At 72.8% G+C, this 23,012-nt stretch carries 19 protein-coding genes; 13 read left to right on the top strand and 6 right to left on the bottom strand.

Annotation, left to right across the window (positions count from 1 at the left end):
* Positions 1-293: 293 nt before the first annotated feature.
* From RM445_RS23980 to RM445_RS23970, 3 genes are all read left to right on the top strand, one after another.
* Positions 294-1,151, top strand: coding sequence for a polysaccharide deacetylase family protein (locus RM445_RS23980; protein WP_311559090.1), 858 nt, complete (start codon positions 294-296; stop codon positions 1,149-1,151).
* 314 nt (positions 1,152-1,465) lie between these two features.
* Positions 1,466-2,482 carry a C40 family peptidase gene (locus RM445_RS23975; protein ID WP_311559089.1) on the top strand — a complete coding sequence of 339 codons (1,017 nt, stop codon included), beginning with the start codon at positions 1,466-1,468 and terminating at the stop codon, positions 2,480-2,482.
* 90 nt (positions 2,483-2,572) lie between these two features.
* Positions 2,573-3,595 carry an SDR family oxidoreductase gene (locus RM445_RS23970; RefSeq protein WP_311559088.1) on the top strand — a complete coding sequence of 341 codons (1,023 nt, stop codon included), beginning with the start codon at positions 2,573-2,575 and terminating at the stop codon, positions 3,593-3,595.
* Between the two features lie 162 nt (positions 3,596-3,757).
* Here RM445_RS23970 and RM445_RS23965 read toward each other — a convergent pair whose 3' ends face one another.
* Together RM445_RS23965 and dinB are read right to left on the bottom strand one after the other, a co-directional pair.
* Positions 3,758-5,350 carry a phytoene desaturase family protein gene (locus RM445_RS23965; RefSeq protein WP_311559087.1) on the bottom strand — a complete coding sequence of 531 codons (1,593 nt, stop codon included), beginning with the start codon at positions 5,348-5,350 and terminating at the stop codon, positions 3,758-3,760.
* A 35-nt stretch (positions 5,351-5,385) separates the two neighbouring features.
* The gene (gene dinB, locus RM445_RS23960; RefSeq protein ID WP_311559086.1) at positions 5,386-6,615 is read right to left on the bottom strand and encodes a DNA polymerase IV; all 1,230 of its coding nucleotides are present in this window, start codon (positions 6,613-6,615) and stop codon (positions 5,386-5,388) included.
* 103 nt (positions 6,616-6,718) lie between these two features.
* Here dinB and RM445_RS23955 point away from each other — a divergent pair, with 103 nt between their 5' ends.
* The gene (locus RM445_RS23955) at positions 6,719-8,509 is read left to right on the top strand and encodes a thiamine pyrophosphate-requiring protein (RefSeq protein WP_311559085.1); all 1,791 of its coding nucleotides are present in this window, start codon (positions 6,719-6,721) and stop codon (positions 8,507-8,509) included.
* A gap of 42 nt (positions 8,510-8,551) precedes the next feature.
* On the opposite strand, the gene RM445_RS23950 is transcribed toward RM445_RS23955, so the two are convergent.
* The 3 genes from RM445_RS23950 to RM445_RS23940 form a co-directional block, all read right to left on the bottom strand.
* Positions 8,552-9,130 carry a superoxide dismutase family protein gene (locus RM445_RS23950; protein WP_311559084.1) on the bottom strand — a complete coding sequence of 193 codons (579 nt, stop codon included), beginning with the start codon at positions 9,128-9,130 and terminating at the stop codon, positions 8,552-8,554.
* 83 nt (positions 9,131-9,213) lie between these two features.
* Complete coding sequence (locus RM445_RS23945; protein ID WP_311559083.1) at positions 9,214-9,483, bottom strand: hypothetical protein; 270 nt, start codon at positions 9,481-9,483, stop codon at positions 9,214-9,216.
* Between the two features lie 86 nt (positions 9,484-9,569).
* A complete protein-coding gene (locus RM445_RS23940; protein ID WP_311559082.1) occupies positions 9,570-9,995 on the bottom strand; it encodes a ChaB family protein in 426 nt (141 codons plus the stop codon).
* 74 nt (positions 9,996-10,069) lie between these two features.
* Here RM445_RS23940 and RM445_RS23935 point away from each other — a divergent pair, with 74 nt between their 5' ends.
* The 9 genes from RM445_RS23935 to RM445_RS23895 all read left to right on the top strand — a co-directional run bounded on the left by RM445_RS23935 (position 10,070) and on the right by RM445_RS23895 (position 22,575).
* Positions 10,070-11,374 carry an NAD(P)/FAD-dependent oxidoreductase gene (locus RM445_RS23935; RefSeq protein WP_311559081.1) on the top strand — a complete coding sequence of 435 codons (1,305 nt, stop codon included), beginning with the start codon at positions 10,070-10,072 and terminating at the stop codon, positions 11,372-11,374.
* 132 nt (positions 11,375-11,506) lie between these two features.
* Positions 11,507-12,112: a helix-turn-helix domain-containing protein gene (locus RM445_RS23930; protein ID WP_311559080.1), complete on the top strand. Its 606-nt coding sequence runs from the start codon at positions 11,507-11,509 to the stop codon at positions 12,110-12,112.
* A 136-nt stretch (positions 12,113-12,248) separates the two neighbouring features.
* Positions 12,249-13,673: a cation:dicarboxylate symporter family transporter gene (locus tag RM445_RS23925; protein ID WP_311559079.1), complete on the top strand. Its 1,425-nt coding sequence runs from the start codon at positions 12,249-12,251 to the stop codon at positions 13,671-13,673.
* A 116-nt stretch (positions 13,674-13,789) separates the two neighbouring features.
* Positions 13,790-15,511 (top strand): NAD-dependent malic enzyme, encoded by a 1,722-nt coding sequence (locus RM445_RS23920; protein ID WP_311559078.1) that lies wholly within the window; start codon positions 13,790-13,792, stop codon positions 15,509-15,511.
* A gap of 146 nt (positions 15,512-15,657) precedes the next feature.
* On the top strand, positions 15,658-16,434 hold the full coding sequence (locus tag RM445_RS23915) for a response regulator (protein ID WP_311559077.1): 777 nt from the start codon (positions 15,658-15,660) through the stop codon (positions 16,432-16,434).
* A gap of 90 nt (positions 16,435-16,524) precedes the next feature.
* The gene (locus RM445_RS23910; protein WP_311559076.1) at positions 16,525-18,273 is read left to right on the top strand and encodes a sensor histidine kinase; all 1,749 of its coding nucleotides are present in this window, start codon (positions 16,525-16,527) and stop codon (positions 18,271-18,273) included.
* Between the two features lie 90 nt (positions 18,274-18,363).
* On the top strand, positions 18,364-19,497 hold the full coding sequence (locus tag RM445_RS23905; protein ID WP_311559075.1) for a glycosyltransferase: 1,134 nt from the start codon (positions 18,364-18,366) through the stop codon (positions 19,495-19,497).
* Positions 19,487-20,461 (top strand): glycosyltransferase family 9 protein, encoded by a 975-nt coding sequence (locus tag RM445_RS23900; RefSeq protein ID WP_311559074.1) that lies wholly within the window; start codon positions 19,487-19,489, stop codon positions 20,459-20,461. Before RM445_RS23905 ends, RM445_RS23900 begins: the two co-directional genes overlap by 11 nt.
* Before the next feature lie 116 nt (positions 20,462-20,577).
* Entirely contained in the window at positions 20,578-22,575 is a 1,998-nt protein-coding gene (locus RM445_RS23895; protein ID WP_311559073.1) for a metallophosphoesterase, read from the top strand.
* Here the strand turns inward: RM445_RS23895 and RM445_RS23890 are convergent.
* Positions 22,554-23,009, bottom strand: a complete 456-nt coding sequence (locus tag RM445_RS23890) for an MSMEG_6728 family protein (RefSeq protein WP_311559072.1) — start codon at positions 23,007-23,009, stop codon at positions 22,554-22,556. The genes RM445_RS23895 and RM445_RS23890 overlap by 22 nt on opposite strands.
* Between the last annotated feature and the right edge of the window lie 3 nt (positions 23,010-23,012).

The raw sequence follows: 23,012 nt of genomic DNA, 5'->3' as shown, positions 1-23,012 counted from the left end.
AGCTAACCTGCTTCAGTCGGCCGGGCGGTGGACGCAGTGACCAAAACAGCAGTGCCGCCACGACCACGACGATCACCCAGTGCCAGGCGCTCAGCTCGCCCACGGCCAGCTCCACGGTCCCGGATTCAGTGTGGCGAAGCCGGTGGTCCGTACGTGCCGACGCGACCGGTTCATCAGCCTCGTCTCAGCAAACGCCCGGTTGGTGGTGGATGTCCTGCACCGGTGACACCCGAACCGATGGTTTGACGCCGATCGGGGCCACGGCGACGTCGGAGAGGTGGAGCCTCTAGTCCGTGCGCCGCCGGGACCTGCTGACCGCTGCCCTGTGTACCGCCGCGCTCAGCGGCTGCTCGGTCGTCGACCGTCTGCGCGGGACGCCGCAGCGCGCCGACCCCGAAGCGGCGGGCGACACGACGCGGGCCGCCCCGCCCACCCCGGGCACGCCCGCGGAGATCGCGGCGCGCAGCACCGTGCCGGTGCTCTGCTACCACCAGGTCCGGGAGTACACCGCCGCCGACGGTGCCGGTGCCCGCCCACTGATCTGCCCGCCTGCGGTGCTTCAACGCCAGCTCGAGGGGATGCTGGCCGCGGGGATGCAGCCGGTGACGGGCGAGGCGCTCGTCGACCACCTGCAACTCGGCACACCGCTCGCCGACAAGGCCGTGCTCGTCTCCTTCGACGACGCCTCCGGCGGCCAGTACACGAACGCTCTGCCGATCCTGCAGCGGCTGGGGATCCCGGCCACGTTCTTCGTCATGACCGTCGTCCTGGACAGGCCGAACTGGCTCTCCCGCGACGACGTCCGCGCGCTCGACGCCGCCGGCATGACCATCGCCAGCCACACCTGGGACCACCATCCCGTCACCCGCTACGGGGAGAAGGACTGGTCGACCCAGCTGGCGAAGCCGCGTGAGCAGCTCGGGCAGGTCGTGGGGCACGACGTCGAGCTGTTCGCCTACCCCTACGGCCTGTGGAACCAGGCGGCGTTGCCGCACGTGCAGGCGGCCGGCTACCGCGCGGCGTTCCAGCTGACCGAGCAGCCTCAGGACGCCCGGCTGCCCCTGCTCACCGTTCGACGCGTGCTCACCCTGCCCACATGGGACGTCCCGACGCTGCTCGCGCGCATCTCGCCCGATCACCCCGCCGGGTGACGGCCGCCGGACGCGACAGCGTTACCGCTGGGCGTGCCGTCACGCACAGTGGGCAACCGCTCGCCGTCATCACCTGTTGGTGACCGTTCCCTGCCGTCCGGTCGGCGACGGGGATGGCGGAGTTGCTCGGCAAGGCATCACGGTCCGGTTACGGTCATCTCGCTGGTCGACGGCTGAGTCGACCGGCGCGCTCGAGCCGGCACCCCGCTCCCCGCCCGTCGGCAACTCCCCACGAGCGCCCCGACAGCAGCAGGGCGGAAGCATGCCCACCGCAGGTCGCGGTGCCGGCACGCCGGGGTCGTAAGGACCCGTTCATGCACCGAGCGAAGCATCGGGCCGCCGGCCGTGCCGGCGCCGACGTCCTCGTCACCACCCTCATCGAGCGGCTCGCGGTCGACGCAGGCGCCGCGGCGCCGCGTGGCGGCGTGGCCGTTCTCGATGCGGGGATGCCCGAGGACCGCGACCTCGGCGACGCCGGCCTCTACGGTGTGGCCCTGTTCGGAGCGACGACCCCGACCGACCCGTTCCTCGCGGTGCCCGACGACGAGCCCCCCGCTCGTGCTGCGGCTCCGCTGTTCCACGACGACGACGAGGCGGCCCGCTCGCCCTTCGGTGCGTGCCGGCACGCCGCTCCCCGGCCCGTGCGCCGGACGGCGCCGTCGGTGCCGGCCCAGAGGGTGCGTTCCCAGCCGGTCGGTACCGCGCTGACGGTGACGATCCTCGGCGCCGCGGCCGTCACCGCGGTGGTCAGCCCGCCCGTCCCGGTCGAGTCCACCGGCGAGCTGCCCCCCGTGCAGGGCGCCGCCCCCGCGCCCGCCCCCGAGGCGCTGGCCGCCCCCGCCGTGGCCGCCCCCGTGGCGCCGGAGCAGCCGACGATGCAGGTCGCCGAGCTCGTCGGTGGGGTCACCGCCGAGATGCAGAAGCTCACCCCGGCCGTCGAGAAGCAGTTCACGACCGTCGCCAACAAGACCGAGATGTCGGCCGCCGCGGCCCGTAAGGCCGCTGTGAGCAAGGCCCTGTCGAAGCTGGGCACGCCGTACCGCTGGGGTGCGATGGGCCCGAACGCGTTCGACTGCTCCGGCCTGGTCAAGTGGTCGTTCGGGCAGGCCGGCAAGTCGCTGCCGCGCACCTCCCGTGCACAGGCGTCGGCGGGAACCCCGGTCTCGAAGGCGAACCTGCAGCCCGGCGACCTCGTGTTCTTCTACAAGCCGATCAGCCACGTCGGGATCTACATCGGCAACGGCAAGATCGTCCACGCCTCGCGCAAGGGGCAGCCGGTCAAGGTCTCCGACATGGGCCGGATGAAGTTCACCAAGGCCGTCCGTCTCTGACAGCTCAGACGACAGGGTGCTTGCGCTCCTGCGTGGGCGGGTAGCTCACGCGGTGCCCCGGTGAACGCCGGGGGATCGACGGGAGGGCCGATGAACGGGCGACCGGTTGTCGTGGTTTCGGGCGCGAGCGCCGGCGTCGGACGCGCCGTCGCGCGGGCGTACGGCGAGCGCGGAGCGTCGGTGGCGCTGCTCGCGCGCGGCACCAAAGGGCTCGCCGGAGCCGCCGCGGACGTCCGCGCAGCCGGCGGCCGGGCCCTGGAACTGCCGACGGACGTCGCGGACCACGAGCAGGTCTACGCCGCGGCGGACCGCACCGAGGCCGAGTTCGGGCCGATCGACATCTGGGTGAACGTGGCCTTCAGCTCCGTGTTCGCCCGCGCCGTCGACGTCACCGCCGAGGAGTTCAAGCGGACCACCGACGTGACCTACCTCGGGTTCGTCTACGGCACCAAGGCCGCTCTGGAGCGGATGCTGTCGCGGAACCGGGGCACGATCGTCCAGGTCGGCTCGGCGCTGGCCTACCGCGGCATCCCGCTGCAGAGCGCGTACTGCGGGGCGAAGCACGCGATCCAGGGTTTCACCGAGTCCGTCCGCACGGAGTTGCTGCACGACAAGAGCGACGTGCACATCACGATGGTGCAGCTGCCTGCGGTGAACACCCCGCAGTTCGACTGGGTGCTGTCCAAGCTGCCGAGGCGGCCGCAGCCGGTGCCGCCGATCTACCAGCCCGAGGTCGTGGCGCGGGCGATCCTGCATGCGGGCGACCACCCGGAGCGCCGCGAGTACTGGGTGGGGGGCTCGACGGTCGGGACGCTGATCGGCGACAAGTTCGCGGGCGGCCTGCTCGACCGCTACCTGGGGCGTACCGGCATCGACTCCCAGCAGACCGACGAGCCGCAGCGCGCGGACGCGCCGACGAACCTCTGGGAGCCCGCCGACGGCCCGGATGGCCGCGACCACGGTGCCCACGGCCGGTTCGACGACCAGGCGACGTCGCGCAGCCCGCAACTCTGGGCCTCCCGCCACCACGGCCTGCTCGGTGCCGCGGCAGCAGGGCTGGTCGCGGTCGGCGCCGCGGCCGGAGGCGCAGCGGCCCTCCTCCGCCGCCGCTGACCCGCGAGTCGGCACGTTCGTCAGCGCGAGTCCGCCGGATCGTCAGCGCGAGTCGACACGTTCGTCAGCGCGAGTCGGCACGTTCTGCACTGCGAATGTGGTTTCTGGGTAGTGCTCCGAATCGCACATTCGCTCGCCCAAACGTGCCGACTCGCGCGTACGTCAGCGGTAGACCAGGTCGAGGGCGGCCGAGACGGCGCGGCGGCGTGCGAAGCCCAGCTTGCCGTGGTCGCCCAGCGCGGCGCGGGCGGCGAGGGCTCCGCAGATCCCGTGCACCCCGCCTCCGGGGTGGGCTGAGGAGCCGCCGAGGTAGAGGTTGCCGACCGGGGTCTCGGCACGCCCCAGTCCCGGCACCGGCCGGAACACCAGTTGCTGGAACAGCTGCGCCGTGCCGCCGTTCACCGCCCCGCCGACGAGGTTGGGGTCCGTCGCCGAGATGTCGCCGGGCCGTTGGACGTGGCGGTGCACGACCCGCCCGGCGAACCCCGGCGCGAACTCCTCGAGAACCGCGTCGACGCGACGGGCCACCTCGTCCGCCGACGCGTCGTCGTCGATCCCGCGCGGCAGGTGGGTATAGGCCCACGCGCTCTGCGTGCCAGCCGGCGAGCGGCTCGCGTCGGCGGTCGTCATCTGGCCGAACAACATGAACGGCGACGCGGGCAGCGTCCGCGACTCCAGGTCCGCCGACCACCGGACGAGCCCGAGCTCGTCCGCACCGAGGTGAACCGTCCCCGCGTCGGCGACGCCGTCCGCGCGCCAGGGGATCGGGCCGTCGAGCGCCCAGTTGACCTTGACGACGGGGGTGTCCCACTCGAACTTGTCCAGGTCGCGCAACAGGCGGGCCGGCACGGCGTCGGCAGGCAGCAGTTCCCGGTACAGCAGCGGCGCGTTGACGTCGGCGATCACGGCGCGGCGCGCCCGCACGGTCAGCCCACTCGAGGTGTGCACGGCGACGGCCCGGCCGCCGCGCACGTCGATCCGCTCCACGGGCTGTCCGCAGTGCACCGTCGCTCCGGCTGTCCGGGCGCGCCGCTCCAGTGCCGCGGACAGCTCGCCCGCGCCCCCCACTGGCACAGGGAACCCGTGCTTCTGGCCGAGCATCGCCAGCAGCCAGCCGAAGGCCCCGCTGACCGGTGCGTCGACCGGTGCGTCCGCGTGCGCGGCGTTGCCCGCGAGCAGCAAGCGGGCACCTTCGCCTGCGAACAGTTCCTCGCCCATCCGCTTCGCCGGCAGCAGGAGGAACCGGGCGAGGCGCAGCGCTTCGGCCGTGCCGATCGCCCGCAGCAGCGCCATCGGGCCACGAACCGGCGGGAACGTCGTGAAGAGCGTGCGCAACACCGCGTCGCCGACCGTGTCCCACTGCCGGCACAGCTCGAGCCACGCGTCGCCGTCGCGCGCGTGCTCCTCGGCCAGGCGCGCTGCCGTCGCCTCCCGGTCGCGGAACAGCAGGGCAGCGCGATCCCCGTCGGGTCGCGGGGGATGGGCGAGCACCACCGGGGCGTGCGACACGCGCAGCCCGTGCGCCCCCAGATCGAGCGCCTGCAGGACCGGCGACGCCGCGTAGAGGGGGTAGAACGCCGAGAAGAGATCCGCGGTGAAGCCCGGGTGCAGCTCCGCCGAGCGCACGGCGCCGCCGACCCCGTCCGTGGCCTCGAGCAGGCAGACGTCCCAACCGGCATCGGCGAGCAGGGCGGCGGCGACCAACCCGTGATGCCCGCCCCCGACGACGACGGCATCAGCGGTGACTACGGGCATGGCATGGTCTGTCCGCGCCGTCGTGCCGCGAAACCTCAGTCCGGCAGCATCGGCACCTCCATCCCCTGCCCGTGCCGCAGCAACACCCCGCGGGTGACCGCCGCCGAGCCGAACCGGTCGCGGACGCCGTCCAGTGCGGTGTCGAGCGCAGACTCCCGCGCCGGGTCGGGCTCGGGCCGGTGCGTGACCGCCCGCCGCTCGGCGAACGGAAGGATCAACTGCACACCGACCTCGTCGTCCAGCCCACCGACCGCGATCCCGACCAGCGTGATCCCCCGCTCGGCGATCAGGGGTGCCGTCGTCGCGAGCAGGCCCCGCGCAGCCTCGAGCACGACGTCCGTCCGGGCCGTGGACCGGGCCAGGGTGTGCGACCGGGTGGCCCGCGAGAAGTCGGCGAACCGCAGCCGGAGCACGACCGTCCGGCCGACACGGTGCGCCGCCCGCATTCGCCGCATGACGCGGTCGACCAGCCCGGCCAGCATCGCGTCGACCTCCGCGGGAGGACGGGGCCGGCTGCCCAGCGCGCGCTGCGCCCCCATGGACCGGCGCCGCTGTCCGCCCTGTACCGGCCGCGGGTCGCGGCCGACGGAGAGAGCGAAGAGATGGCGTCCGGCGGCCGGGCCGAGCAGCGACACCAGCGCCGGCTCGCCCAGCTCGGCGACCTCGGCGACGGTGCGCACCCCCAGCCTGTGCAGCTTCTCCGTGGTCACCTTCCCGACGCCCCACAGCATCCCGACGGGCAGCGGGTGCAGGAAGGCCTGCTCACCGTCGATCGGGACGACAAGCAGCCCGTCCGGCTTCGCGACGCGGCTGGCCACCTTCGCGAGGAACTTGGTGCGGGCGACGCCGACCGTGATCGGCAGTCCGACCCGTTCGGCCACGTCACGCCGCAACCGCGCGGCGATCTCCGGCGCGGAGCCCGCGATCCGTCGCAGGCCGGCCACGTCGAGGAACGCCTCGTCGATCGAGATGCCCTCGACGAGCGGCGAGGTGTCGCGGAACACCTCGAAGACGGCGCGGCTCGCCGCGGTGTACGCCGCGAACCGCGGCGGCACGACCACGGCGCGCGGACACATCCGGCGCGCCAGCCCCCCACCCATCGCCGTCCGCACCCCGTAGGCCTTCGCCTCGTAGCTGGCGGCGAGCACGACCCCGCCGCCGACGATGACCGGCCGCCCGCGCAGCCGCGCGTCGTCGCGCTGCTCGACCGACGCGTAGAACGAGTCGAGATCGGCGTGCAGGATGGCCGGCTCGGACACGAACATATGTTCGAACAGTCGAGCCTCGCCGTCAACTCCGTGTCGGGGCGGCGAAGTCGGGTAGACCGCGGTGGACCGGCACGCGGGGGTCGGCGCGAAAGGGTGTGCGATGTCCGAGACGGTGGGCGACCAGGTACTGGCGCGGCTGCGCGAGTGGGGGGTCGAGCAGGTCTTCGCCTACCCCGGCGACGGGATCAACGGGATCGTCGCGGCGTTCGGGAAGGCCGACGACTCGCCCGCGTTCATCCAGAGCCGGCACGAGGAGATGTCGGCGTTGCAGGCGGTCGGCTACGCCAAGTTCTCCGGGAAGGTCGGCGTCTGCATGGCGACGAGCGGGCCCGGCGCGATCCACCTCCTCAACGGTCTCTACGACGCCAAGCTGGACCACGTGCCCGTCGTCGCGATCGTCGGCCAGACCGAGCGCAGCGCGATGGGCGGCTCCTACCAGCAGGAGGTCGACCTGCAGGCGTTGTTCTCGAACGTCGCGAGCGAGTACCTCGTCGAGGTCAACGTCCCCGAACAGCTCCCGCTGGCGATCGACCGCGCCTTCCGCACGGCCATGACCCGGCGCGCACCCACCGCGATCATCATTCCGAGCGACCTGCAGGCCGAGGCGTACAGCCCGCCACAGCACGCGTTCAAGCAGGTGCCGTCGAGCCCGCCGCCGCTGCACGCGCCCACAGTGGTCCCGCACTCCGCCGAGATCGCCCGCGCTGCCGAGGTGCTCAACGCCGGGCAGCGGGTCGCGATCCTGGTCGGCCAGGGCGCGCGGGGCGCTGCGGACGAGGTGGCCCAGGTCGCCGACGTGCTCGGCGCGGGCGTCGCGAAGGCCCTGCTGGGCAAGGACGTGCTCAGCGACGAGCTGCCGTTCGTCACCGGCTCGATCGGCATCCTCGGCACCCGCCCGACCTACGAGATGATGCGCGACTGCGACACCCTGCTGATCGTCGGTTCGAACATGCCCTACAGCCAGTTCCTGCCCGAGTTCGGGAAGGCCCGGGCCGTCCAGATCGACCTCGACGGCACGTTGATCGGGATGCGCTACCCGATCGAGGTCAACCTCGTCGGCGACGCCGCCGCGACGCTCCGGGCGCTCCTGCCGCAACTGTCCGGCCCGGCGGACCGGGCGTGGCGCGAGAAGATCGAGGACGACGTCGTCGCCTGGTGGGGGACGATGGAGCGCCAGGCGATGCTGGACGCGAAGCCGGTCAACCCGATGCGGATCGTGTGGGAGCTCTCGGAGCGGCTGCCGCACAACGCGATCGTCGCGGCCGACTCGGGCTCCGTCGCCAACTGGTACGCCCGCTTCCTCAAGATGCGCGGCGACGTCCGGGGCTCGCTCTCCGGGACCCTCGCCACGATGGGTGCGGCCGTGCCGTACGCGATCGGTGCCAAGTTCGCCCACCCCGACCGCCCGGCGATCGCGCTCATCGGCGACGGCGCCATGCAGATGAACGGCATGGCCGAGCTGCTGACGATGAAGCGGTACGCCGACCGCTGGTCCGACCCGCGGCTGATCACCGCGATCCTGCACAACAACGACCTCAACCAGGTCACGTGGGAGCTGCGCGCCATGGGCGGCGCGCCGAAGTTCGAGGAGAGCCAGGTGCTCCCCGACGTCTCGTACGCCGACTTCGCGCGTGGCATCGGCCTGTTGGCGATCACGGTGAAATCGCCGGACGAGCTCGGGCCGGCCTGGGACGCGGCGCTGGCCGCCGACCGGCCGGCGGTGCTCGACGTGTACTGCGACCCCGAGGTGCCGCCGATCCCACCGCACGCCGAGTTCGCCGAGGTCAAGTCGATGATGCAGGCGATGGCGAAGGGCGACCCGGGCGGGCTGCACCTCGTGGCCCAGGGGATCAAGACCAAGATCCAGGAGGCGCTGCCGAACCGGGACTGAGCGGGTCCCGCCGCTACTCGTCGATGGCGGGACCCGCTCGCCTCAGGTGACGGGCAGCGTGATGCAGGCTGCGCGATCGCCCGCACTGCCCGCATGTCCCGCGTCGGTCGCGGTCGCCTCGGCCGCGTGGACGACGACCGATCGTGGCGACCGGTTGCCGGCGAACGTGAACGGGAGCTCGGCCTCGGCACGCCCGTCGCCGTTGGCGTCGGTCTGCTGGTCGAGCCAGACCTCGTTGTCCGCGTTCGCGTACGCGGGGTCGACGGACGGGCGATCCGGACCGGCCGCGGGGTCGACGGCGTGCTGGAAGTGCGGGCCGGCGTCGGCGCCCGTCGCGCCACACGGGTTCACGTGGGCGTGGGCGGCGTAGCCCCGGTTCGGGAGCAGGCCGTCGACCTCGAGGGCGACGACCGTCCCGTCCGCCGCCTGGCTGATGTTCACCGACATCTGCGCACCCGTGGGCACGACGGCGGGGTCGTAGGTCACAGCCTTCGACCCGCTGTCGGCGCCGAACACGGTGGCGCTGACGTTGTGGGAGCTGGCCGCGGCGGCGGGGACGGCAACCGCGAGGGCGAGCGCACAGGCACCGACGCCGGCGCTCGCGAGAAGAGGGATCCGCACGAGAAGAAGCTACTCTGTGTGCACACAGTAGCTACGTTGGGTAGCAGTAGCCCGATCGAGACCGGTCGAAGAAGTCCGTCGTGTCAGAGGGGTGTGGCGGCGCCCTTCAGCTGCGGATCGGGCGCCGGTTCGGGAACCGGCTGCGGCGGGCCGGGCGGAACCGGGACGGGTCCCGGCGCCGGGGGCAGCGGATCCGGCGGTGTGGGCAGCGGGCCCGGCGTGGGCTCGGGCATGGGCGACGGGCCGGGTGGACCGGGCGTGGGCAGTGGGCCCGGGTCGGGCGGACCCGGTGGGGGCAGGGGGCCCGGCGGTACCGGCTGCACAGCGTGGGGAACGAGTGTCGCGGTGCGCATGGTGATCCTCCTCGATGCGGGCGGAGTCGTACCCGGGGTTCGCGCTGACGAACGTGCCGACTCGCGAGGATCGGCAGCGGGGCGGATCAGGCGCGCGCCTTGGCCGTCGCCCGGTCGTTGGCCTTCTGGATCGCGTCCACGAGCTCCGACTTGTCCATCTTCGAGCGGCCCTTGACGTCGAGCTTGCGCGCGACCTCCTGCAGGTGCTTCTTGCTCGCGTTCGCGTCGACGCCGCCTGCGGTCGGTTTGTCCGAGTCGCGGTTGCCCGTGGCCGCCTGCTCGTCCGACGGGCCCTTCTTGCCCTTCTCCTTCGGCTCCCAGTGGTCGCCGACCTTCTCGTGGGTGTGCTTGAGCGCGGAGAACGCGGTGCGGTGCGCCCGCTCGCCCTCGCCGTAGCTGTCGACCGCGGAGTCGTGCGTCTTCGACCACGTCTCCTGCGCCTTCCTGCCCGAGCGCTGGATCGTGCTCGGGATGTCGCTGCCCTTGTCCGTCTTTTTCGGGGAAGAGGCCATGTGACCGGGATACCCGTTGCAGGAAACTGCTATCGGGGCATCCCGCCGCAAGACCTGCACCTACGGAGGACGACATGACCGATCGACCCCGGGTGGTGGTGGTCGGGGGCGGGTTCGCCGGCTTCCACGCCGCCCGCAACCTGACGAAGCGGCTGGGCGGCAACGCCGAGATCGTGCTGGTGAACAGCACCGACTACTTCCTGTACCTGCCCCTGCTCCCGGAGGTGGCCGCCGGCGTCCTCGAACCGCGGCGGATCGCGGTGCCGCTCGCGGCGAGCCTGCCGGGGGTGCGGGTCGTGCTCGGCGAGGTCGACGACATCGACCTGGCGCAGAAGCGCGTCGGCTGGTCGGACCCCGAGGGCGGGCGTGACGCCATCACCTACGACCGCCTGCTGCTGGCCGTCGGCAGCGTGAACAAGCTGCTGCCGATCCCCGGCGTCGCCGAACACGCCCACGGCTTCCGCGGGCTGCCCGAGGCGCTGTACCTGCGCGATCACATCGTCCGCCAGTTCGAGCTCGCCGCCGACACGGACGACGCCGACGAGCGGGCGGCGCGCCTCACGTTCGTCGTGGTCGGCGCGGGCTACACCGGCACGGAGGTGGCCGCCCAGGGGGTGCTGCTCACCGACAACCTGCGCAGAGCACACGCCGAGCTGCGCGACCAGCCGGTGCGCTGGATGCTCCTCGACACCGCGAAGCGGGTGCTGCCCGAGCTCGACGAGCGCCTGTCAGGCACGGCGGACCGGGTGCTGCGGGAGCGCGGCGTCGAGGTCCGGATGGGCGTGTCCGTCGAGGAGGCGGGGCACGACGCCGTCCGGCTCACCACCGGCGAGAACGTCGCGACCCGCAGCCTGATCTGGTGTGTCGGCGTCCGGGCCGACCCGCTCCTCGAGAGCCTGGGGTTGAAGACGGAGAAGGGTCGCGTCGTCGTCGACGAGTTCATGCGTGTGCCCGGCCACCCGGAGGTGTTCGCCAGTGGCGACGCGGCGGCCGTCCCCGACGTGACCCGCCCCGGCCAGTCGACGGCGATGACCGCCCAGCACGCCGAGCGGCAGGGCAGGCTCGTGGCCCGCAACGTCGCCGCCTCGTTGGGGCACGGCACCGCGCGCCGGTACAAGCACCACGACCTGGGGTTCGTCGTCGAACTGGGCGGCCGTGACGCCGCGGCGAACCCGCTGCACGTGCCGTTGGCGGGCCTGCCGGCGAAGGCGGTGACCCGCGGCTACCACCTGACGGCGATGCCGGGGAACCGGATCCGCACGCTGGCCGACTGGGCACTGGACGCGGTGTTGCCGCGCCAGACGGTGCAGCTGGGGCTGGTGCGGGCCGTCGACGTGCCGCTGGAGACCGCCACGCCGGAGCGCCCGCACCACTCCTGATCCCGCGCCGGCCAAGGATCACGTCGACGTCACATGGTGTCACGCGGAGGTAACCCGGTGGCCGTTTCCTCCGGGGAAGCTGCGTTTCATGGCGATCGACGGTGATCCGGCTGTCCGTCGGGTGTCGGGCACATGACCGCGAACGAGGACCGGGGCGTCGAGGGCCTGCTCGAGCGGGCCATCGCCGTGCAGGTGCGCCGGCACCGGCGGGCGCGCGGGATGACCGTCGGCGAGCTCGCGGTGCGTGCCGGTATCTCCAAGGCGATGCTCTCGAAGATCGAGAACAGCTTGACGTCGTCCAGCCTGACGACGCTCGCCCGGCTCGCCGCCGCGCTGGACGTGCCCGTGACCGCGCTGTTCCTGGGCGCGGACGTCGACGACCGCGAGGCGGTGTTCACCCCGGCCGACGGCGGGGCGCAGATCGTCGCGCGGGGCAGCCGGGTCGGCCACGAGTACACGCTGCTCGGCCAGCTGCGCGGCCCGCACAAGAGGATGGAGGCCCACCTCGTCACGCTCACCGAGCGCGCCGAGGTCTTCCCGCTGTTCCAGCACCCCGGCACGGAACTGCTGTTCATGCTCGAGGGCGAGATGGTCTACGGACACGGCGACGCCACGTACACCCTCGGCCCGGGTGACGCCCTGCAGCTCGACGGCGAGGGCCTGCACGGACCGCAGGAGCTGCTCGCGCTGCCGATCCGCTTCCTGTCGGTCGTGGCCTACGGCGAGGCGCAGGAGTAGCCGGCCTCTCGTCCTCATTCGTGCACGCAATGAACGAAACCCCGGTGCACGGTGCGGCGGCCCGCACTCTTCTCCTCGTAGGTCGTCGCCACCACCGGCGACAACCGCCGGAGTCGTCGGTCGTCGGGAGGACGTCTTGTCCCAGTCATCAGCGGTAGCCCCAGAGGGCGCAGCACAGCCACCTGTCAAGAAGAAGGACCGCACCCACTACCTCTACATCGCGGTCATCGTGGCCGTGTTCGCCGGGATCGTCGTGGGCCTCGTCGCCCCGGGTCTCGGCAAGGCGCTCAAGCCGCTGGGCACGGGCTTCGTCGACCTGATCAAGATGATGATCTCGCCGGTCATCTTCTGCACGATCGTGCTCGGCATCGGCTCGATCCGCCAGGCCGCGAAGGTCGGCAAGGTCGGCGGGCTCGCGCTGCTCTACTTCATCGCGATGTCGACCGTCGCGCTGATCATCGGCCTGGTCGTCGGCAACATCCTGCACCCGGGTCAGGGCCTCGTGATCAGCGAGGCGGGCCGGGCCGCCGCCGAGAAGGCCGCGAGCGGCGAGGCGCAGACCACCGCCGAGTTCCTGCTGGGGATCATCCCGACCACGCTCGTGTCGCCGCTGATCGGTGAGTCCGTGCTGTCGACGCTGTTCGTCGCGCTCTTCGTCGGGTTCGCCGTCCAGAGCCTCGGCAGCTCCGGGCAGGCCGTCCTGCGCGGGATCAAGCACTTCGAGCGCGTCGTCTTCCGGGTCCTTTCGATGATCATGTGGGCGGCCCCGATCGGCGCGTTCGGCGCGATCGCCGCGGTCGTCGGTGAGACCGGCTGGTCCGCCCTGGCGGCTCTCGGTCAGATCATGCTGGGCTTCTACATCACCTGCTTCCTGTTCGTGGTGCTCGTGCTCGGAACGCTGCTCCGCGTCGTGACCGGTCTGTCGATCTTCAAGTTGATGAAGTACCTGGGCCGGGAGTACCTGCTCATCGTCTCGACCTCCTCGTCCGAGTCGGCCCTGCCGCGGCTGATCGCCAAGCTCGAGCACATGGGTGTCTCGCGGCCCGTCGTCGGCATCACCGTGCCCACCGGCTACTCGTTCAACCTCGACGGCACCGCCATCTACCTGACGATGGCGTCGCTCTTCATCGCCTCCGCCATGGGCAGCCCGCTGTCGGTGGCCCAGCAGATCTCGCTGCTGCTGTTCATGATGATCGCCTCGAAGGGGGCCGCCGGCGTCACCGGCGCCGGCCTGGCGACCCTCGCAGGCGGACTGCAGGCGCACCGCCCCGACCTGGTCGACGGCGTCGGCCTGATCGTCGGGATCGACCGGTTCATGTCCGAGGCCCGCGCCCTGACCAACTTCTCGGGCAACGCCGTGGCCACGCTCCTGATCGGTCGGTGGGTCGGCGAGTTCGACCGCGACCGGGCCAAGCTGGTGCTCGACGGCGGCGACCCCTTCGACGAGGCCACCATGATCGACGACACCGAGGCGCCGACGCTGGCCGAGCGCCCCGTGGTGGGTCACGAGGGCACGGCGGAGCGGGTGGCCGAGCCGACACCGGTCGGCGCAGCGCGCTAGTCACGAACCCCGGGGCGGGGGGACCATCCGGCGGTGGTCCCCCCGCCCCGGCACCATTTCCGACAAGCCCCGGAACACACGCCCGAGAAGACGACTCGATGACGGAGAGCCCGCAGATGCCCGAGGGAAGCTACGAACTGGTCCGGACCGACGACGGCCGCTACACCGCGCGTATCTCGGCGCGCGGGGTGTCGGTGCTCGGGTCGCCGATGATCAACCGAGGGACGGCGTTCACCGAAGCCGAGCGCCGGGAGCTGGGGCTGACGGGGCTGCTGCCGTCGGGGGTGTCGACGCTCGACGGGCAGCTGCGGCGCACGTACGCCCAGTTCCGCCGCGCCGCGGACGATCTGGCGAAGTGGGTGTATCTGACCAACCTGCGCAACCGCAACGAGGTGCTGTTCTACAAGCTGCTCTCCGAGCACATCGAGGAGATGCTGCCGATCGTCTACACCCCGACGGTCGGCCTCGCGATCGAGCAGTTCTCCAACGAGTTCCGCCGTCCCCGTGGGGTGTACCTGTCGGTCGACCACCCGGAGGAGGTCGAGACCGCGCTGCGCAACACCGGGCTGGGCGCCGAGGACGTCGACCTGCTGGTGGCGACGGACTCCGAAGGCATCCTCGGGATCGGTGACCAGGGCGTGGGCGGGATCGAGATCTCCGTCGGCAAGCTCGCGGTGTACACGGCGGCGGCCGGCATCCATCCCAACCGGGTGCTGCCGGTGGTGCTCGACGTGGGCACCGACAACCTCAATCTGCTCAACGACGAGATGTACCTGGGGGAGCGGCACGCCCGGATCCGCGACGAGCGCTACGACCAGCTCATCGACGCCTACGTCACCGCGTGCCAGAAGCTGTTCCCGAACGCGATGCTGCACTGGGAGGACTTCGGCGCCTCGAACGCGCGGCGGATCCTCGATCGCTACGCGACGCAGGTCTGCACGTTCAACGACGACATGCAGGGCACCGCCGCCGTCGTGCTGGCTGCGGCGTTCTCCGCCGTGCGGGCGGCCGGGTCGCGGATGCGCGACCAGCGGGTCGTCATCCACGGCGCCGGTACGGCCGGGCTGGGGATCGCGGACATGATGCGCGACCAGATGGTCCGCGAGGGTCTCTCGCACGAGGAGGCGACGCGGCGGTTCTGGCCGCTGGGCCGGCACGGCATCCTCGGCGACGACCGGCGCGAGCACCTGCTGGACTTCCAGGTCCCGTACGCCCGCCCGTGGGACGAGATCAAGAGCTGGGGTTCTGCGGGGTCGCGGCCGGGCCTGGCCGACGTCGTGCGGCACGTGCAGCCCACGATGCTCATCGGGACGTCGACCCAGTCCGGGGCGTTCACCGAACAGATCGTCCGCGACATGGCCGCCCACACCGACCGGCCGATCATCATGCCGCTGTCCAACCCCACGTCGAAGGCCGAGGCGATGCCCGCCGACGTCCTCGCGTGGACCGGAGGCCGCGCACTGGTCGCCACCGGCAGCCCGTTCGCACCCGTCGAGCTCGACGGGGTCACCTACCGGATCGCCCAGGCCAACAACGCTCTCGTCTTCCCGGGCCTCGGGCTCGGCGTCACGGTCGCTCGCGCGTCACGGATCAGCGACGGCATGATCGCTGCCGCGGCCGACGCGGTCGCCCGGCTCTCGGACGCCGGTCGGCCGGGCGCACCGCTGCTCCCGCCGGTCTCCGACCTGCGCCCGGTGTCGGCCGCGGTCGCGATCGCCGTCGCCGAAGCCGCTGTGACCGAAGGCCTGGCCCAGGCCGAGCTCGGAAACGCGATCCAGCAGGTGCACGAGGCGATGTGGCGCCCGGACTACCCGCGCGTGGAGGCCAAGCCGCTGTGATCGGGCGGACCCGGGCGGGCCGGAACTGAGCGACCGCGGCGTTGGGTAGATCTGGCTTACCCGACGCCGCGTTCGCTCGGTACGGGGTCCGCGGCTTCACGCCACGACGTTGCGTTCCGACGTCCCGCCAGGCAGGGTCTGTGTCGGTGTCGACGCAGAACCAGCGCATTCGCGTCCTGATCGTGGAGGACGAACCCGCCGCAGCCGAGGCGCTGGCGCTGCACGTCGGCAGGGTGCCCGGGTTCGGCGTGGCGGGCCACGTCCGCACCGGCGGCGAGGCACTCAAGCGCACCGTCGCGGGCGGCGTGGACCTCGTGCTGCTCGACATCTACCTGCCCGACATGTCCGGGCTCGAGGTGCTCCGCCGGCTGCGGGCCGCCGGGCTGACCGTCGACGTCATCGCCACCACCCGGGCCCGCGACCTGTCCGTGGTGCAGGCCGCGGTGTCGTTCGGGGTCACGCAGTACCTGGTCAAACCCTTCACCTCGGCGGTGGTGCGACAGAAGCTCGACCGGTACGCCGCCTACCGCGCCTCGCTGGCCGAGCAGGACCTACCCGTCGCCCAGGGCGAGATCGACAACCTGTTCGGTGCGCTCCGGCAGACCACCGAGAACGCGGGCCTGCCGAAGGGGATCGGCCGCGAGTCGTTGCAGACGGTCGTCGCCTCCCTGCGCACGGCCCTGGAGCGGGACGCCCGGGGGGCTCACCCGGAGGCCGAGGAGGAGGTCGGCGCGCGGTCCGCCGCGGAGATCGCCCGGGAGCTGGGCATGTCGCGGGTGACGACGCGCCGCTACCTCGAGTACCTGGTCGACGCCGGCCTCGCCCGCCGGCAGGCGCGCTACGGCGGCGGCACCGGCCGTCCCGAGTTCGAGTACCGGTACCTGCCCGACCCGCATCACAACCGCCCGCCTGATCTGCGCTGATCCCGGGTGGTTCACCCAAAGTGGTGGTCGGTGCGGTAGATGTAGCCACAGCCACTTTTCGGTGCACCGAGGCCCGGGCAGGAGGCGAACGTGGACGACGACCTGCGAGGGCGTCCGGGAGCCGCCCGGCGCGACGCCCCCGCCGCGGTGGGCCGACGCCCCGGACACGCGCGTCTCCGGAGGCCCCGCACCTGGAGTCTCGCCACCCAGTTGTTCGCGTTCCAGGCCGCGGTGATCCTCGTCGTGCTGGTCGGCGCCGGGCTCGCCGCCTACTCCAACGCCTCCACCGCGAACTCCGACGCCGCGCAGGACGAGGTCCTCGGCGTCGCCCGCACCCTGGCCGCCGCGCCGGTCGTGGCGTGGGCGCTGTCGGCGCCCGACCCCACGTCCGTGCTGCAGCCGCTGGCCGAGCAGGTCCGCCGCGACACCGGTACCGATTTCGTCGTCGTCATGACGACGGAGGGCATCCGCTACAGCCACCCCGACGTCACGCAGATCGGCGGGCAGTTCCGGGGGACGATCGCGCCCGCCGCAGCCGGCGGGACCGTCGTCGAGACCTTCACCGGCACCCTCGGGCCGTCGGTCCGCGCCGTGGTCCCGATCGTCGTCGCGGGACGGATCGCCGGCCTCGTCGCGGTCGGCCGGACGATCAACCACGTCAGCGCCGAGATGACCCGCCAGCTGCCGGTGCTGGCGGGCACCACGGTGATTGCGCTGCTGACGGCCGGTACCGGTTCCTGGCTGGCCAGCCGTTGGCTACGGCGCACGACGCACGACCTGGGGCCGGCCGAGCTGAGCCGGATGTACGAGTACTACGACGCCGTGCTGCACGCGGTCCGCGAGGGCCTGCTGCTCCTCGACCGTGCGGGTCGGCTGCAGCTGTTCAACGAGGAGGCCCGCCGGCTGCTCGCGCTGCCCGACGACGCGATCGGCCGCCGCATCGACGAGCTCGGGTTCCCGTCGGCGCTGGGGACGGCGCTCGCGGCCGGGGGCGAGCGCGGCGACGAGATCTTCCTGACCGACCACCGCGTCGTCGTGGTCAACCAGGCGGCCGCCCGCTGGGCCGGGCAGGACCTGGGCACGGTGGTCACCCTGCGCGACCACACGGAGCTGCGCTCGCTGGTCAGCGAGTTGAAGACGATCCGCGGGTTCGCCGAGGCGCTCTCGGCCCAGGCGCACGAGGCGGCCAACCAGCTGCAGACGGTGATCTCGCTGATCGAGTTGGGCCGCGCCGACGAGGCGCTGCGGTTCGCCGCGACGGAGCTGGCCGTCGCGCAGCACCTCACGGACGTCGTCGTCGGTGCGATCGGGGAGCCCGAGCTGGCGGCGCTCGTGCTCGGCAAGGCCGCGGAGGCGAGCGAGCGCGGGGTCGAGCTGTGCGTCGACGACGACCTGGACATCCCGGCCGGCGTGGCCGATCCGCGCGACCTCGTGACGATCGTCGGCAACCTGATCGACAACGCCGTCGACGCCACCGCGGCCACGCCGGAGCCGCGCTGGGTCCGGCTGGAAGCCGGGACGCTGACCGTCGACGGGGTCGAGGAGCTGGAGATCGTCGTCGCGGACAGCGGCCCCGGGCTGGGCCCCGACGCCGCGGCGCACGCCTTCGAACGCGGTTGGACCACCAAACCGACGGACCGCCCGATGGGCCGCGGCGTCGGCCTGGCCCTGGTGGCACAGGCCGTCCACCGGCTCGGGGGTGCGATCTCGGTCGTGAACGAGGTGGGCGCGGTGTTCACCGTGCGCCTGCCCCGGCGCCGGGCGGCGCCTCCGCAGGATGCCCGCAGTGCCGCCGAGTCGGACGGTCACACGCGGGTGGCGGTCGACATCCCGGCCTGAGCCGATCGGGGGCGACCCTCACGTGGGCCTGAGGCGTCGCCCGGTCGGGGCCGGCCGGTTTGCCGCCCTGTGCATCGGGAAGATGGCCGGGTGCGCATCGCCATGGTGCAGGGCCGGGCCGACCCCGAACGGGACGGCGTCGCCGACTACGTCCGCCACCTCACCGCAGCCCTGCGCGACGCCGGCGAGAACGTCCTCCCGGTGCCGGTCCTCGGTCCGCGGGAGGCGGCCGAGCGGCTGAAGTCGCTCCGGCCCGACATCGTGCACGTCCAGTTCGCGCCGTCGGCGTTCGGCTTCTCGGCACGTCCCGGCCTGTTGCCCGACATGGCGCGGGGCCTGCCGTTCGTCACCACCCTCCACGAGTACGGCTGGTGGTCGTCGCCGCGCTGGCTGCCCGGTGCGATGTGGCGGCCGCTGGAGCGCGCCCGGCTGTGGGACCGCGAGACCTGGCGGTTCGTCCCGCGCAGCAGCGCCGTGCTCACCACGAACGCCGGCCACTCACGCGTGCTGCAGGAGCGGTTCGGTCGCACGGCTGTGCAGGTACCGCTGGCACCGAACGTCCCCGATCTGGGCCCCGCGGACCGCGACGAGACCCGCCGCCGCCTCGGTCTCCCCCTCGACGCCCAGGTCGTCGCCTTCTTCGGGTTCGTGCACCCGGTCAAGGGCCTGCGCTACCTCATCGAGGCGCTGGCCCGGCTGCGCGGCGCCGGCCGGAACCTGCACCTGCTGATCCTCGGCGGCTTCACCTCCCTCGCACTGCCCGAGCAGGAGGCCCGGGTCTTCCGCGAGGAGCTGACGGAGTGGACGCAGACGTGCGGTGTGGCCCGCCACGTCACGATCACCGGGCACCTGCCGGCCGCGGAGGTCTCGGCCGCGCTGCACGCGGCCGACATCGGCGCCTTCCCGTTCACCGCAGGCGCCACCACGAAGAGCGGGGCGCTGCTCTCCTCCTTCGCGCACGGCCTGCCGACCCTCGTCACCGCGGCGGACACGCCCGATCCCGACCTCGTCGACGGAACCTCCGTCGTGGTCGCTCCCCGCGTCCGTGACGCGCTGGTCCTGGTCGACGGCCTGGCCCGCCTGCTCGACGACGAGCCGCTGCGTCGTAAAGTGGCCGCGGGCGGAGCGGCCCTGATGGCCGGCCGCTCGTGGGAGGAGATCGCCGTCACCCACCGCGCGGTGTACTCCGAGGTGCTGCGTGGCCAGGAGCAACATGCCCGATAGAGACCGGATCCTCGTCGTCGACCTGCTGGGCGGGCTCGGCGACCTCGTCATGGTCCTGCCCGTCATCCACGCGCTGCATCGGCGGCACCCCGATGCCCAGCTGCGCGTGCTCACCCACCAGCCCGGCGACGCGCTGCTGCGCCACGACCCCGCAGTCACCGTGGTCGCCCACGCCGAGCGCGGCCGGGAGCGGGCTGCGGTGCTCGCCGAGCTGGACCGGTGGCGCCCGGATCTCGTCGTCACCACCACCCGCTACGACGGGATCGCCGACGCCATCGAGGAGCTCGCCCCGCAGTCGGTCACCAATCTCTGGCGCAGCCCCCCGCCCGACGAGCCGGTGAGCGCCCGCTACCTGCGGATCCTCGCGAGCGAGCACGTGATCCATCCGCACGACGTCGGCCTGCAGCCCCACATCGTGCTCACGGACGCGGAGTGCGTCGAGGGCGACCGCGTGCTCGACGACGAGGCCCGACCGGTCGTGCTGGTGCCGTCGGCCGGGATGGCGGTCAAGCAGTGGCCGCACTGGCGGGAGCTGGCTACGGCGCTGGCCGGGCGCGCGCTCGTCACCGGTGAGCCGGCGGTACTCGAGGCGTGGCGCGGCGGCCCCGCCCGGCTGCTGCCTCCGCTGTCGTTGCGCGAGCTGGCGTCGGTGTTCGCCGCGGTGGGCAGGCGCGGCGGGGTCGTCGTCGGCGGCGACACGGGCCCGATGCGGATGGCCGCGGCCGTCGGCGCGCGCACCGTCGGGATCTTCGGTCCGACCGCGGCCTCCCGGTACGGCCTGGGCCCGCTCGGCGTCGACCTGCAGGGCCTGCCCGACTGCCCGCACCGCCGGCCCACCTCGATCACCGAGCAGGTCTGCTGGTGGGAGGCGCAGTGTCCGCTCTCGCCGGTCGGCCCCGCCTGCATGGCCGACGTGACGCCGGGCCGGGTGCTGGACCTGGTCCCGGTTCCGGCGCTGAGGTAGCCCGCCGCCGCGTCGCGACCGCACGCAGATCGACGTCGCGGAGGTGCGCCGTCTTCGGCACGCTGACCCCTGACGGCGCCGAGGCACGCGCCGGTCTGCGGCGGAGGTGGCGCGGGATGAGGGTCGAGGACCTGCGGGCGCACGAAGACGTTCTGGGCTTCCGGCCGGAGGACTCCGTGCGCTGGCTGTCGCCGGGCGAACTGTGGCGGACCGCCATCAAGGTGGTGCTGTCGTCGGTCTTCGCCAGCTACGCCGACAAACGCGAGGTGCAGGAGGCGCTCCAGGCCACGCCCCTCGCGGTGCGGTCGCCGAACGGTGAGCTCTGGCTCGACTTCGTCGCCGACCTGGGCGACGGGTTCGACGCCACCCGCACCGTCGCCGGGCTGCTCGCGGCCGAGCAGCTCGAGCCCGAGCCGCCACCAGGCGGGGAGCAGGTCGGGGCGCTGCCCCGCGCCTCCGTGCTCGTCCTGGGCGGCGACGAGGTCTACCCCACGGCGTCGGCGCGCGAGTACGACAACCGCATGAAGGGCCCCTACCGGAGCGCCCTGCCGGACGCCGCAGTGGCGCCGTCGATGTTCGTGCTGCCGGGGAACCACGACTGGTACGACGGGCTCACGTCGTTCCTCCGGGTGTTCGCGCAGGGGCGCTCGATCGGCGGCTGGCGGACGCGGCAGACCCGCAGCTACTTCGCGGTCCAGCTGCCGCACCGGTGGTGGCTCGTCGGCCTCGACACCCAGTTCGGCAGCGAGGTCGACGCCCCGCAGCTGCGGTACTTCACGCGCTACCTGACCGCGGAGCTGCAGCCGGGTGACAGCGTGATCCTCTGCTGCGCGACCCCGACGTGGGTGGAGACGGCGGACGAGAAGCATCGCGACGCCTTCAACTCGCTGCACTGGTTCGACCGCAACTACATCCGCACCCGCCACGACGCCGAGGGGCTGATCGAGCAGACCGGCGCGTCCGTCCGGCTGTGGATCACCGGCGACAGCCACCACTACGCGCGCTTCGCCGAGCGCTGGCCGGGCGAGGACGCCACGCCGGTGAACGCCGCGCAGGAGACCGGAACCGAGCCCGTGCTGCCTCCCGACGCGCAGCGGCGGCAGATGGTCACCTGCGGCCTCGGCGGCGCCTACCTGTCGGCCACGCACGACCTGCCCGACCTGCTGCCGCTGCCGCCCGCGAGGTCACGGGTGCTGCAGAAGGGCGAGGAATCGTCGCGGTTCGCCCGGGCGGACGTGTGCTACCCGGACCGCGACACCTCCGCCCGCTGGTCGCGCCGGCTCGCCGCGCCGTGGTCGCGGTTCTGGCTGCCCCGGCGCAACCCCGGGTTCGGCATGATGGCCGCCGGAGTGCACGTCGTCGCGCTCCTGGCGCTGAGCAGCATGCTCGGCCTGGTCGTCGACCTGACACCGGTCGCCGCGGTCAAGAGCGCCACGGTCGGCCCGACGGTCGTCCTGGGCCTGCGCGTCACGATCATCGCCACCGCGGTGCTGCTCCTGCCGTGGGCGATCGGGCTGATCCGCACCCGCGGGCGGGGACCGCGCAAGCCGTCGACCGCCGTCGCCGCCATGCTCCTGCAGCTGCTGGTCGCCGAGGGTGCGCTGCTCGCGCTGGTGGCCGCCGACCTGTCCGGACTGGGGTCGGGCTGGATCGTGACCGTCGGGGCGATCTGGGCGGCGGCTGTCGGCTGGGTGTTCGGCAGCGAGGCGTTCGCGCTGTACGTGCTGCTCGCCCGGCACGGTCAGGCGTTCGGGTGGCAGATGTCGGGCCAAGCCGTCGAGGACTGCAAGGGTTTCGTCCGGATGCACCTCGCGCCCGACGGCACCTTGACCCTGCATCCCCTGGTCGTCGACGAGGTGTGCCACGACTGGGAGTTGGCGGACGACCCGACCCTCGGGACGCGGCCGGTCCCGGCAGCAGGGCTGCCCGTACCGCGGCTGCTGGAGGCGCCCGTCGTGATCGCCCCGACCCCACGGCCTGCGGTGTCCGCGCCGATCGTCGCCGAACCCGCCGGCGTGCAGGTGGGCGTCGTCGAGCAGGGCTCCGTCGAGCCGGTCGTCGTGGAGCCCATCGCGGCTGACCAGGCCGAGGTTCAGCCGACCGGCCAGAAGTAGGGCAGCTCCGGGTCCGCGTCGGGGAACAGGGAGCCGTAGAAGTCGGGATCCTTGCGGACGAGCGCCGACCGGTGGCTGGCGTGCACCCGCTCGTCGCCGATCCACTCGGGCAGTGCGCACACCCGTGTCAGCTCGTGCTGGGTGCGGGGGACGGACGGCAACCCCGCCGCGGCGAGGTCGACACCGATCGTGCCCGCCACGGTGTCGGCGCCACCCCGCGAGATCCACTCCCTGCACACGGCCACGCCGTAGGCGCCGACGCCCTCGGCGCACCCCGCCCACATCCGCACCGCCGGGTGCCGCTTCCAGCCGTAGGTCGGCCGGGTGAGTGCGCGCAGCACCTGCAGCGCCTCGACGCGCTGCTTGCCGAGCCGCTTCGAGTCGAGCGCGGCGGCGCTCTCGGCGAAGTCGGGGTAGGGCAGGAAGGTCTGCACGCG

It is taken from the genome of Pseudonocardia charpentierae, from assembly GCF_031845345.1.
Lineage (GTDB): Bacteria > Actinomycetota > Actinomycetes > Mycobacteriales > Pseudonocardiaceae > Pseudonocardia > Pseudonocardia charpentierae.
Note: the sequence above shows the minus strand (reverse complement) of the source record. Positions and strands in the feature narration are given on the sequence as shown.

Bases quoted from the DNA above. Each gene is read 5' to 3' on its own strand.
- RM445_RS23975 (WP_311559089.1), top strand. From the start codon at position 1,466: ATGCACCGAGCGAAGCATCGGGCCGCCGGCCGTGCCGGCGCCGACGTC.
- RM445_RS23970 (WP_311559088.1), top strand. From the start codon at position 2,573: ATGAACGGGCGACCGGTTGTCGTGGTTTCGGGCGCGAGCGCCGGCGTC.
- RM445_RS23965 (WP_311559087.1), bottom strand. From the start codon at position 5,350: ATGCCCGTAGTCACCGCTGATGCCGTCGTCGTCGGGGGCGGGCATCAC.
- dinB (WP_311559086.1), bottom strand. From the start codon at position 6,615: ATGTTCGTGTCCGAGCCGGCCATCCTGCACGCCGATCTCGACTCGTTC.
- RM445_RS23955 (WP_311559085.1), top strand. From the start codon at position 6,719: ATGTCCGAGACGGTGGGCGACCAGGTACTGGCGCGGCTGCGCGAGTGG.
- RM445_RS23945 (WP_311559083.1), bottom strand. From the start codon at position 9,483: ATGCGCACCGCGACACTCGTTCCCCACGCTGTGCAGCCGGTACCGCCG.
- RM445_RS23940 (WP_311559082.1), bottom strand. From the start codon at position 9,995: ATGGCCTCTTCCCCGAAAAAGACGGACAAGGGCAGCGACATCCCGAGC.
- RM445_RS23935 (WP_311559081.1), top strand. From the start codon at position 10,070: ATGACCGATCGACCCCGGGTGGTGGTGGTCGGGGGCGGGTTCGCCGGC.
- RM445_RS23930 (WP_311559080.1), top strand. From the start codon at position 11,507: ATGACCGCGAACGAGGACCGGGGCGTCGAGGGCCTGCTCGAGCGGGCC.
- RM445_RS23920 (WP_311559078.1), top strand. From the start codon at position 13,790: ATGCCCGAGGGAAGCTACGAACTGGTCCGGACCGACGACGGCCGCTAC.
- RM445_RS23900 (WP_311559074.1), top strand. From the start codon at position 19,487: ATGCCCGATAGAGACCGGATCCTCGTCGTCGACCTGCTGGGCGGGCTC.
- RM445_RS23895 (WP_311559073.1), top strand. From the start codon at position 20,578: ATGAGGGTCGAGGACCTGCGGGCGCACGAAGACGTTCTGGGCTTCCGG.